The 11691-nt window shown below is 72.6% G+C and carries 11 protein-coding genes; 9 read left to right on the top strand and 2 right to left on the bottom strand.

Annotation, left to right across the window (positions count from 1 at the left end; translation table 11 throughout):
- The first annotated feature begins 261 nt into the window (after window positions 1–261).
- Window positions 262–1395, top strand: a complete 1134-nt coding sequence (manA, locus tag ACFOWE_RS24895) for a mannose-6-phosphate isomerase, class I (protein ID WP_377291845.1) — start codon at window positions 262–264, stop codon at window positions 1393–1395.
- Here the strand turns inward: manA and ACFOWE_RS24890 are convergent.
- Window positions 1332–2069 carry a CHAP domain-containing protein gene (locus tag ACFOWE_RS24890; RefSeq protein ID WP_377291843.1) on the bottom strand — a complete coding sequence of 246 codons (738 nt, stop codon included), beginning with the start codon at window positions 2067–2069 and terminating at the stop codon, window positions 1332–1334. The two genes, manA and ACFOWE_RS24890, sit on opposite strands and share 64 nt — an antisense overlap.
- A gap of 130 nt (window positions 2070–2199) precedes the next feature.
- Window positions 2200–3195 carry a LuxR C-terminal-related transcriptional regulator gene (locus tag ACFOWE_RS24885; protein WP_377291841.1) on the bottom strand — a complete coding sequence of 332 codons (996 nt, stop codon included), beginning with the start codon at window positions 3193–3195 and terminating at the stop codon, window positions 2200–2202.
- A 252-nt stretch (window positions 3196–3447) separates the two neighbouring features.
- Between ACFOWE_RS24885 and ACFOWE_RS24880 the strand changes: the two genes are divergently transcribed.
- From ACFOWE_RS24880 to ACFOWE_RS24845, 8 genes are all read left to right on the top strand, one after another.
- Window positions 3448–3834, top strand: a complete 387-nt coding sequence (locus tag ACFOWE_RS24880; protein ID WP_377291839.1) for a hypothetical protein — start codon at window positions 3448–3450, stop codon at window positions 3832–3834.
- A 228-nt stretch (window positions 3835–4062) separates the two neighbouring features.
- A complete protein-coding gene (locus ACFOWE_RS24875; protein ID WP_377291837.1) occupies window positions 4063–5361 on the top strand; it encodes a lysine N(6)-hydroxylase/L-ornithine N(5)-oxygenase family protein in 1299 nt (432 codons plus the stop codon).
- 49 nt (window positions 5362–5410) lie between these two features.
- Complete coding sequence (locus ACFOWE_RS24870; protein ID WP_377291835.1) at window positions 5411–5785, top strand: cupin domain-containing protein; 375 nt, start codon at window positions 5411–5413, stop codon at window positions 5783–5785.
- Entirely contained in the window at window positions 5782–7314 is a 1533-nt protein-coding gene (locus ACFOWE_RS24865) for a class I tRNA ligase family protein (RefSeq protein ID WP_377291833.1), read from the top strand. The genes ACFOWE_RS24870 and ACFOWE_RS24865 overlap by 4 nt, the downstream gene beginning before the upstream one ends.
- Window positions 7311–8570 (top strand): ATP-grasp domain-containing protein, encoded by a 1260-nt coding sequence (locus ACFOWE_RS24860; RefSeq protein ID WP_377291831.1) that lies wholly within the window; start codon window positions 7311–7313, stop codon window positions 8568–8570. Before ACFOWE_RS24865 ends, ACFOWE_RS24860 begins: the two co-directional genes overlap by 4 nt.
- On the top strand, window positions 8567–9481 hold the full coding sequence (gene ddaH / locus ACFOWE_RS24855) for a dimethylargininase (protein WP_377291829.1): 915 nt from the start codon (window positions 8567–8569) through the stop codon (window positions 9479–9481). The genes ACFOWE_RS24860 and ddaH overlap by 4 nt, the downstream gene beginning before the upstream one ends.
- Entirely contained in the window at window positions 9478–9885 is a 408-nt protein-coding gene (locus tag ACFOWE_RS24850) for a hypothetical protein (protein ID WP_377291827.1), read from the top strand. The genes ddaH and ACFOWE_RS24850 overlap by 4 nt, the downstream gene beginning before the upstream one ends.
- On the top strand, window positions 9882–11687 hold the full coding sequence (locus tag ACFOWE_RS24845) for an ABC transporter substrate-binding protein (protein WP_377291825.1): 1806 nt from the start codon (window positions 9882–9884) through the stop codon (window positions 11685–11687). The genes ACFOWE_RS24850 and ACFOWE_RS24845 overlap by 4 nt, the downstream gene beginning before the upstream one ends.
- Window positions 11688–11691: the final 4 nt, after the last annotated feature.

Raw genomic sequence — 11691 nt, 5'->3', positions numbered from 1 at the left:
GCGGCAAGGCGCCCGCCCTCCCGGTCCGGGAGGGCGGGCGCTTTTTCGCGTTCCCCTGTTCCCGTGTTCCCACGTCCTCGGTTCCCAGGGCCCGGCCGCACGCTTCCCGGGGTTCCGCCCGGCGCCGGGCGCGGGGTGGCGATGAGCGGAACTCCCGGCGGTCCTGGGTGATTGACGGCATCGGCACAGCGATCGTAGATTCTTCTCGCTTATCCGGTTAATCTACCGGTGCGCCGAGCGCGCCCGAGCGAGGACCCCCGCATGCACCTGCTGGTCAACCCCGTCAAGGACTACGCCTGGGGGTCGCGCACCGACATCGCCTCCCTCGCCGGGCGGCCCGTGCCCTCTCCCGGCCCCGAGGCGGAGATGTGGTTCGGCGCCCACCCGGCCGGCCCCTCCCTGCTGGCCGGGCAGGGGCGCTCGCTGGCCGAGGCCGTCGTACAGGACCCGGCCGGGCTGCTGGGCGAGGCGGTGCTCGCCCGGTTCGGCGCGCGCCTGCCGTACCTGATGAAGCTCATCGCGGTCGCCCGGCCCCTCTCCCTGCAGGTCCACCCGTCCGCCGAGCAGGCGGCCGAGGGGCACGCCCGCGGCGTCTACGGCGATCCGTGGCCGAAGCCGGAGCTGGTGTGCGCGCTCACCCCGTTCACCGCGCTGGCCGGGTTCCGCCCCGCGGCGGAGGCCGCCGACCTGCTGGCCGGGCTGGGCCTGCCCGCGCTGGAGGACGTGGTGGCGCTGCTGCGGAGGGGAGCCGTGCTCGAGGCGCTGCGCGTGCTCCTCCAGGAGCACCGCGGCACGGACGGGCTCGGCCGCGCGGCCGCCGCGGTGGACGGCCCGGACCACGCGCTGGCCGTACGGCTGGCCCGGCTGCACCCCGGCGACCCCGCCTGCCTGGCCCCGCTGCTGCTGCGCCGGCACGAACTCGCCCCCGGCCAGGCCCTCTTCCTCGGCGCCGGCGTGCCGCACTGCTACCTCGAGGGGTTCGGCGTGGAGATCATGGGTGCTTCCGACAACGTCATGCGGGCCGGGCTCACCCCCAAGCCGGTCGACGTCCCGGAGCTGCTGCGCGTCACCGACCCGGCCGCCGTCCCGCTCCCGGCGCCGTTCCGCGACGGCGTGTACGACGCGCCGGCGCAGGAGTTCCGGCTCCGGCGGCTCACCGGGGAGCACCGGCTGCCCGGCGGGGCGCCCCGCATCCTGCTGTGCACCGAGGGGAAGGCGGAGGCGGGGCCCCTGCGGCTGGCGGCGGGCGAGTCCGCCTTCGTCCCGGCCTCCTGCCCGGAGGTGACGGTGACCACCGCCGGCGTCGTCTTCTGCGCCGAACCCGGTCCGGCCTACCAGCCCGCCCCGGCCGCCCGCGCCGGGGCGCCCGAGCGCGGCCCCCAGATCACGGGGTAGTCCGGGTAGCCGTAGCCGACGATCTCGTCCTCGTGGCGGACGCGCCGCTCGACCAGGCCGTTGTCGGTGTTGCCCTCGATCGTGGTGATGGTTCCGTCGCCGTTGTCCTTCTCCACCAGGCCCATGTGGTCGATCCGGTAGACGTCCTCGCCCGGCCCGCCCCTGCCGTCGACGTCGAAGAAGACGATGGCTCCGGGCGCGGGGGCGGCGCCCCAGCGGCCGTCGAGCTGGAAGCGCCGGGCCCAGGTGACGACGTAGACGTCCGAGCCGGTCATGGGACGCATCCCCACCTGCTCGGCGACCCAGGAGACGAACATCGCGCACCAGGGCGCGTTGACGTAGGCCTGCACGCTGTGGCCGTCGCGGGCCGCGGTCTCCCAGGCCCGCTCGGTGCCCATGTACCAGGAGTGGAACTTGGTGCCGCCCCCCTCGGCGTTCTCCCGGATGCCGATCTGCTCCCGGGCCGTGCGCAGCAGGCGCTCCGTCGCCGCGTGCCGCGGCTGCTCCACCGGAAGGGGCGGTCCCGCGGCGCTCGGGCCCGTCACGGTCCGTCCGGGCCCGCCGGACATCAGCGCCGGGGCGCCGACGAGGGCCGCGGAGGCGACGAGCAGGGCGCTGACGGCTACGCGGGGCGGGCCGGGGGAGAGGGCGCGGGGAAAGCGGTCACGAATCATCCGGGTTCACTCCTTGTCTCCGCACCGCCTGCCGGACGGGCCTGCGGACGAGAGAATCGGTTGAGAACACCTAAATCGCATCAATACTCATTTTTCAGGAGAAATGGTCATACCCCGCTCTGTGGGTGATTCAACTCCGGGTGGGGATCCAGCCCCGGGCGGCGGACAGGCAGCCCGCCTGGAAGCGGCTCCGGGCGCCGAGGCGCTCCATCAGTTCGGCGGTCATGCGGCGCAGGGTGCGCACGGAGACGTCGAGCTTGCGGGCGACGGCCTCGTCGGTGAGGCCCATGGACAGCAGGCGCAGCACCTCGCGCTCCTGGCTGCTCAGCCCCTGCTCGTCGCGGCGCGGCTCCTCCCCGAACGGGTCGGACCTCTCCCAGACCTGCTCGAACAGCGCCGTCAGCGCGGTGACGACGCCCGCACCGCGGAGCAGCACCGCGCCGACACTGCTGTCGCCCGGGTCGATCGGGACCAGCGCGGCCTCCCGGTCGAAGACGATCATCCGGGTGGGCAGGGTGGGCACCGTGCGCACCTGGCCGCCGAGCTCGGCCAGCCAGGTCGCGTAGGCGAGGGTGTGCGGGTCGTTGCGGACGCTGTCGAGGTAGACGATGCGGATCCGCACCCCGTTCTCCAGCAGCGTCCGGTCCAGGGGCCTGCTCGCGTCGATGTTCGCCAGTGTCTGCGAGCCCTGCGGCTCGAACCCCCGCAACTCGTGGCGGCAGCGCAGGGCCAGCTCCTCGATGCGGGTGCGGACGGTGTCGATGCCGAACAGGCTCTCGGCGCTCTCACTGGGCTGGGCGGGGTTCAGGTCGGCGTAAGCCGCGATCACCTGGGCGACCGCCGCCCGGCCCTGCTCGATCTCCTGCTGCCGGGTCAGCAGCGCCGCCTCCTCCCGGGCGAGCAGCGCGGACAGGCCGACCTCGGGGCGTACCAGGCGCAGCACGCCGGGCTCCTCCCAGGACGGCCGGAGCAGCGACAGCCGGGCCAGCTCGTCGAGCGCGTCGCGGATACGGGGAACCGGCCAGCCCAGCTTCTCGCTCAGCTCGGAGACCCCGTGGCGGGGGTTCTCCAGAATGGCGCGGTAGACGGTTTCCTCGGCGGACCCGAGGCCAAGCAGCGAAAGCACGACCCCTCCCGGCGGCAAGCGCGAACGTGACACGACCGGCCGGGCGGGGCCGGCCCCGCCCGACCGGTCGCACCGCGAAACTAGGCGGGCGGAGTCATGCCGAGGTTACGCGTCCGCCGGGTAACCGGGCCTTAACCGCCCGCCTGGAAGGTCCCCGCGGGGGCACCCGGCCCGCTGGCAGCCTCCTGCACGGCAGGGGCCTGCCAGGCCGGATCCCTGGAGGATCCGCCGGCGAGCGGCGACCGTCGGACCATGTACCTCATCACCGCCCGCCTGCGCGCTCCCGAGTCCGGCGGCTCCCGCCCGCCGCGGATGCCGGCCCGCGCACTCCGCGACCTCGTCCTCGCCCTGGCGGCCCCCGAGGACCGGATCGAGCACGTCTACAGCGCGATGAGCCCCGCCGGCGCCGACCTCGGGCTCTTCGTCACGCAGCCCACGCTCGACGACGCCGAATCCGTCGCGGCCCGGTTGTGCAGGCGCTGTCTCGGCGAGGCGCCCGGGCTCGCCGGCTGGTCCCTGGACGGCTGCGGCGCCAGGCTCGTCCCGTGCCTGGCCGACGCCGTCCTGCTCGGCGCCGAGCCTGGCAGCGTCCTGCCATTGCAGGCCGCTGACAGCCGGTGGGACTTATCCCGGAACTGATCCGCGGCAAGAATCCGAAGTGCCGGAGAAAAGCACGATGAATCTCCGGGGAAATCCGGGACGCGACCGGCGGAAGACGCCGGTACGCCGGTGGTGGAAAGGATGAGAAAGAAATGGAAACGATCGGCGGCCCCGTCGCCGCCGCGTCAGGAGCCGGCTGGCAATGACCGGCCGGCGGTCCATCCGCCCCGGGCGAGAGCCCGGAACGTCGTCTGGGAGGCGACCACAGTGAACCATCAGAGAGTCGAAGTGCTGGCCATCGGCGCGGGCCCCTCCAACCTCGCCCTCGCGGTGGCCATGGAGGAGCTCTCGCCGGAGCTGGCGAGCCGGACCCTCATCATCGAACAGCACGAGGACGCGTCCTGGCAGCGGGGGATGCTGCTGCCCTGGGCGCAGAGCCAGGTGTCATTTCTGAAAGACCTCGTCACCCTGCGGAACCCGCAGAGCCGTTTCTCGTTCGTCAATTACCTGCACTCGGCCGGAAGGCTCAACGAATTCGTCAACCTCGGCAGCTTCACGCCCTATCGGAGTGAGATATCGGATTATCTGCTGTGGGTGGCGGAGTCGCTCTCCCTGGTGCGGATCGAGTACGGCCGGCGGTGCGTCCGGATCGACCCGGTCCTGCGGCCCGGAGGCGGGGTGGAGGAGTGGACCGTCCACCTCGGCGACGGCTCCACCGTCACCGCCCGGACCCTGGTGGTCGGCATCGGCCGCGACCCGCACATCCCCGAGGTGTTCGGCGCGCTGCCGCGCGAGCGGATCGTGCACAGCACCGAGTACACGCAGCAGATCAGCCGGTTCGACCCGGCCGCGCCGCACCGCGTCGCGGTGATCGGCGGGGCGCAGAGCGCCGCCGAGATGCTGTGGTCCACCCACCAGGGCATGCCCCGGTCGCGCTGCACGATGATCATGCGCTCCATCGGCCTCAACGGCTACGAGAGCAGCAAGTTCACCAACGAGCTGTTCTACTCCTCCTTCATCGACGAGTTCTACGGCGCGCGGCCCGAGGCACGCCGCCAGCTCCTCGCGGAGATGCACCGCAGCAACTACGCGGGCCTCTCCCCGGGTCTGCTGGAGACCCTCTACCGGCAGACCTACCTGGAGCGGCTCAACGGCGAGGAGCGGCTCCGGATGATCACGATGGCGGAGATCACCGGCGCCAGGCTCGACGGCGAGGAGATCGTCCTCACCCTCACCGACCGCAAGACCGGCCGCCGCGACGAGCTGGCCTGCGACATCCTGCTGCTCGGCACCGGCTTCGACCGCCGGATGCCCTGGCTGGTCCGCGACATGACGGTCCGGGCCGGACTCCAGGAGATCGGCGTCGACCGCGTCTACCGGCTCGGCCTGCCCCCGGGCTCAGGCGCCGCCTGCTACCTGCAGGGCGTCAACGAGGACACGCACGGCATCGCGGACTCCCTGCTCAGCGTGCTCGCCAGCCGGGCCGAGGAGATCGTCGGAGACGTCCGGGAACGCCTGGCCGCCGCCGAGCTGCTCGCACCGTTCGCTCTGCCCGTGGCCTCCTGACCAGCCCCCCGGCCGATCCCCGGCCGATCCCCCCTTCGAGGAGACCTCCGTGGACCTCCGTACCTTCCACACCGACCAGCTCAGGCCCGACAACGGCCTGCTCGCCAAGCGGCTGCTGCCCTGGCCGACGCTGAACGCCCCCTTCGAGGGCGCCTGGTGCGTCGTCAGGCCGGGCACGGCCTCCACCCGGCACGCCCACCACGAGTACGAGATCTTCATCGCGCTGTCCGGCGAGGCGGTCCTGGAGAGCGAGGGCGAGCGGACCGCCTTCGCCGCCGGCGACGTCGCCTACTTCCCGCCCGGCACCGATCACCAGGTCGTCAACGACGGCACCGCCGACTTCGAGATGTACGGCATCTGGTGGGACGCCGACACGGCCGGCGCCTTCACCGCCCGCCACGACGGCCCGCAGGAGGAGAGATGACCCGCACGATCGTCATCGCCGCGACCCCCACGCCCAACGGCGACCTGCACGTCGGCCACATGGCCGGGCCGTACCTCGCCGGCGACGTGTACGCCCGCTACCTGCGCGCCGACGGCCGGCCGGTGACCTACGCGACCTGCACCGACGACAGCCAGTCCTACATGGTCTCCACCGCCCGCCGGCGGGGCACGACGCCCGGCGAGCTCTGCCGGACCTCGACCACGCTGATCGGCCGCTCGGTCGAGGCCATGGGCGTCTCCCTCGCCCCGCTGCCGCCCGTCGACGAGGTCTACCGCCGCACGGTGCTCGACTTCGTCACCGCCCTGTACCGGCAGGGGCGGTTCGAGACCCGGACCGTGCGCATGCCGTACGCCGAGAACGCCGGGACGTACCTGTTCGACGGCCTGGTCAGCGGGGAGTGCCCGTCCTGCCTGGCCGACAGCTGCGGCGGATCCTGCGAGGGCTGCGGCCACCCCAACCACTTCGACGACCTGATCGGCCCCCGTTCGGTCCTCGACCCCGCCGACCCGGTCACCTCACGGGAGGCGACCGTCCTGGTCCTGCCCATGGAGCGGTACCGCGCGGAGCTCACCGCCTACTACGCGGCCCGGGAGAAGACCTGGCGGCGGCACGGCGCGCAGCTCGTCCAGGAGATCCTCGCCCGGCCGCTGCCCGAGATCCCGATCACGGTGCCCTCCCCGGGCTGGGGGATCGACGCCCCGTTCGCCGAGACGCCCGGCCAGATCCTCTACCCGTGGATCGAGGCCATGCCCGCCTCGATCTACAGCACCTGGAAGGCGGCCGGCGAGCCCGGCGGGCCGGTCGACGCGCTCTGGCGGGCCGACAGCGGCAACCGCCTCGTCTACTTCCACGGATTCGACAACGTCTACTTCTGGGGGATGCTCGACCTGGTGATGCTGCTCGCCCACGGCGGGCGCTACCTCACCCCGGACGCCAACATCTGCAACGAGTTCTACGAGCTGGAGAACGAGAAGTTCTCCACCAGCCGCGGCCACCTCATCCGCGGCGCCGACCTCGTCGCGGAGGTCCCCCGCGACCTGGCCCGCTTCTACCTCGCCCTGACCTGCCCCGAGGACCAGCGCGCCAACTTCACCCGGGACGGGCTCGACAAGGTGGCCGAACGGCGCCTGCGCGCGCCGTGGAACGCCCTGGCCGACCGCGTCGCCGGCCTCGCCGCGCCCGGGGAGGAGCTCAAGGTCACCGACGAGGGCCGCAGGCGGGCGGCCGTCATGGTCGAGCGCTTCCGCCTCTGCTACGAGCTGCCGTCGTTCAGCCTGACCAGGGCGGCCGACGGGATCGTCACCCAGCTCGGCCGGCTGCTGGCGGCGGAGCGGGCCGAGCCCGGGGACCTGCTGCTGGAGGTGCGCACCCTGCTGGCCTGCGCGGCCCCCATCCTGATCGACACCGCCGCCGAGGCCGAGGCCGGCGGCGTGGAGCTCACCCTGGAGACCGGCGCCGAGACGGTCACCGCGTTCCCGCTGCCCCGACTGCCCCGGAGCGCCCGATGAAACTACTCGCCCTGGAGGCGCGCCAGAACGGCGCCTACTACCAGTCCCGCTACCGCCAGGTCGCCGACCTGGGCGCCGAGCTCTACGTCCTCAACGGGATCGGCACGCCGGACTTCTGGCCGGAGGACCGCTACCGGATCGCGGGCTCCCAGCACATCGACGACCTCGTCACCGCGGCCAAGGCCTGGCACGAGCAGGAGCGCTTCGACGGGATCATCACCTTCTCCGAGTCGGCCGTGACCGCCGTCGCCGTCGTCGCCGAGGCGCTCGGCCTGCCGGGCGTCGGCCCGGAGGCCGCCCGGACCAGCCGGAACAAGCTGCTGATGCGCCGGGCGCACCTCGGGCACGGCGCGCCGCACCCGGACTTCCGCCTGGTGGCGGACGTGGAGGAGGCCCGGCGGGCCGCCGAGGACTTCGGGTACCCCGTCATCCTCAAGCCCACGCTCGGCGCCGCCAGCAACTTCGTGTTCCGCATCGACGACGAGGAGGAGCTGAGGAGGACGTTCCCGCAGGCGGCCGAGGGCATCGAGGGCATGTCGTGGTTCGGGATGGAGGCCGAGGGCATCGACCTCGGCCCGCACGGCCTGATGGTCGAGTCCTTCCTCGACGGGGAGGAGTTCCTCATCGAGGCCGTCGTCTGGGACGGGGAGGTCTACCTCGGCTCGGTCGTGGACCGGATCACCGCCGAGGGCGGGACCTTCGACGACGACGTGCACCACGCGCCCACCTCGCTCGGACCGGAGCAGGTGGCCGCCGTGCACCGGGTCGTCACGGCCGGCGCCCGCGCCCAGGGGCTGCGCCGCAGCGTGCTCCACGCCGAGGTCCGCTTCCACCGCGGAGAGCCGTACCTGCTGGAGATCGCGATCCGGCCCGGGGGCGGAGGGCTGGACCTCATCGCCCGCATCACCGCCGACCACTGCCCGATCCGCGCGGTCATGGACGTGGCGTGCGGCCGGCGGCCCCGCGTCCGCCACTACGCGCCCACCGGCGTCCACGTCACCGCCATGTGCCTGCTCTGCGAGGCGGGCCGGATCGAGCGGATCGAGGTGCCCGCGGAGGTGAGCGAGTCGGACCGCGTCTTCTTCCTCAAGGTCACCGCCAAGCCGGGCGACGTCGTCCGGCGCCCCCCGGAGGGCAACAGCATCCTCGGCTTCCTCGGCACCACCGGCGACTCCCTGGAGGACGCCCGGCAGGTCATGAACGACCTCGCGGACCGGATCCGCGTCGACCTCACCCCGATCGGAGACCCCCGATGACGCAGCTGACCCTCGGCCCCGCGCCCCGTGCCGGGACCTCCGTTTCCCCGGCCCCCGCCGTGCCCCCGGTCCCCGCACCCCGCACCGCGGCCCCCGGGGAGCGCGTCGCCCGGACCCGCCGCTACCTGATGTGCCCGCCCACCCACTTCGACGTCGTCTACTCCATCAACCCCTGGATGGACCCCGGCAAACCGGTGGACGGCGCCCTCGCCCGGCTCCAGTGGGACGGCCTGGTCCACGCCTTCCGCTCCCTCGGCCACCGGGTGGAGCTCATCGAGCCCCTGCCCGGCTACCCGGACATGGTCTTCGCGGCCAACGGCGCCACGGTCATCGGCGGGAAGGTGCTCTCGGCCCGCTTCCGGCACGTCGAGCGGGCCGCGGAGGGCCCCGCCTACCTGGAGTGGTTCCGCGCCCGCGGCTACGAGACCCACCAGGCGGCCCACGTCAACGAGGGGGAGGGGGACTACCTGCTCGCCGGCCGCTACCTGCTCGCCGGGACGGGGTTCCGCACGGACATCCGCTCGCACCGCGAGGCCGAGAAGCTCTTCGGCCTGCCCGTCGTGGGCCTCCGGCTGGTGGACCCGCGCTTCTACCACCTCGACACGGCCCTGGCCGTCCTCGACGACGACCTGATCATGTACTACCCGGAGGCGTTCTCCCGGGAGAGCCGGGGTGTGCTGCGCGTGCTGTACCCCGACGCCGTCATCGCCACCGAGGAGGACGCCGAGGCGTTCGGCCTGAACGCCGTCTCCGACGGCCGCCACGTCTTCCTGCCGTCCGCGGCCACCCATCTGACGGACGAGCTGCGCGAGCGCGGCTTCGAGCCGATCTGCGTGGAGCTGTCGGAGCTGCTCAAGTCCGGCGGCAGCGCCAAGTGCTGCACGCTGGAGCTGCGCGGAGGCCCGCGGTGAGCCCGCGGGAGAACCACTACGAGGGCCGGCGCTTCACCTCCGGGGACGTGCCCGCCGGCGTGGAGTCGCCGACCGCGACCTACCGGCAGGACCGCGACCTGCTGTGGGGGGAGTTCGCCGGCGGCCACGCCCGGCGGGGCGCCCTCACTGGGATCTGCGGCCCGGACGGCACCCTCGACTTCGCCTACTGCATGGTCCTGGACACCGGGGAGATCGTCTCGGGCCGCTGCCACAGCACCCCGGAGCCGCTTCCCGACGGGCGCGTCCGGCTGCACGAGGAGTGGGAGCGGTACGGCGAGCACGCCGCCACCGGCACCTCCCTGCTGGAGGAGCTCCCCACCGCCACCGCCACCGCCACCGCCACCGCCACCGCCACCGCCGACGAGCACGAGGACCGGACATGACCGCCAGCACCGTCGCGCCCGCGCGCGGAGAGACCCCCATCAGAGGCGGGACCGTCACCTGGGCCTGCGCGCCCGGTTTCCCGCCGTCCATCATCTTCCCGTTCACCCCGCCGGAGCGCTTCGGCACCAGGAACCTGCTCGAGTTCCAGATCCTGATGTACCGGCCGCTGTACTTCTTCGGCACCCACGGCACGCCGGAGGTCGACTACGACCTCAGCATCGGCGAGCCGCCGGAGTGGAGCGAGGACGGCCGGACGGTCACCGTCACCATCAAGCCCTGGAAGTGGTCCAACGGGGAGACCGTCCGCGCCGACAACGTCCTGTTCTGGGTCAACATGATGGCCGTCAAGGGAGAGCGCTACGGCGAGTACGTCCCCGGCTACTTCCCCGACAACCTGGTCTCCTACGGCAAGCTCGCCGAGGACAAGGTCTACTTCACCTTCGACAAGGTCTACTCCAAGCGCTGGGTGCTGATGAACCAGCTCAGCACCATCACGCCGATGCCCCGCGCCTGGGACCGCACCGCGGACGGGCCGGCCAACGCCTCCGAGGACCTCGCGGACGTCGAGGCGGTCTACGACTTCCTGATGGCCGAGAACGGCGGCGTGCTGGAGGAGGACAACTCCGACCGCGTCCACTGGGCCGACAGCCCCGTCTGGAGTGTGGTCAGCGGCCCGTGGCGGCTGAAGAGCTACACCCTGGAGGGCGTCGTCACCTTCGTGCCCAACGAGCACTACTCCGGCCCGAACAAGCCGTACCTCGACGAGTTCCGCCAGGTCCCGTTCATGTCGGACGGCGAGGAGTACGAGCGGCTCCTGGCGGGTCCGGACGGGCCGGACGGCATCCAGGTCGGCTACCTGCCGCTGAGCTTCAGCAACGAGCCGACCGACGACCCCACCAGGGGCGGGCCCAACCCGCTCGGCGAGCACTACACGCTGGTCCCGCAGGCGGCCTTCTGCATCCGCTACATCCCGCTCAACTACAACAACCCGACCGTGGCCGGGAAGATGCTCGCCCAGACCTACATCCGGCAGGCGATGCAGCACACGCTCGACCAGGACCGGGCGGCCCGCGAGATCTACCACGGCTACGCCTACCGGCAGGACGGCCCCGTCCCGTGCCACCCCGCGAGCGACCTGGTCTCGCCCGCCCTGCAGGGCCCGCCGGTGCTGCCCTTCGACCCCGAGCGCGCCCGCGGGCTCCTGGCGGACAACGGCTGGGACACGAGCGTCTTCCCGGCGGTGTGCGCCGACCCCGGAGAGGGGCCCGGCCAGGCGGGCGCGGGCATCCCCGCCGGCACCCGGCTCAGCTTCTCGCTCCGGTACGCCGAGGGCCGCCCGGCGCTCACCCGGCTGATGGAGCAGTTCCGCGACGACGCGGCGCGCGCCGGCATCGAGCTGCGGCTGCAGGAGGTCTACGGTTCGGTCCTGGTGGCCGAGGACGCCCCCTGCGTCCCCGGGCCCGACAGCCCCTGCCTGTGGGAGCTGAGCACCTGGGGCGGTGGCTGGGTCTACCACTTCCCGAGCGGGGAGATCCTGTTCAAGACCGACGCCGGAGGCAACTTCGGCCACTACACGGACCCGAAGGCCGACGAGCTGATCGCCCGCTCGGTCACCACCGACGACCTGGGCGCCCTCTACGCCTACCAGGACTACATCGCCGAGCAGGTCCCGGTCATCTTCATCCCGAACTTCTCCCTGCGGCTGTTCGAGGTGGCCGGCAACCTGCGGGGCTTCGAACCGATCAACCCCTTCGGAATGATCGCGCCGGAGAACTGGTACTACGTCGAGGACGGCGAGTGACGCC

Source organism: Planomonospora corallina (genome assembly GCF_042650625.1).
Lineage (GTDB): Bacteria > Actinomycetota > Actinomycetes > Streptosporangiales > Streptosporangiaceae > Planomonospora_B > Planomonospora_B corallina.
This window is presented reverse-complemented; position numbering and strand designations above follow the sequence as displayed.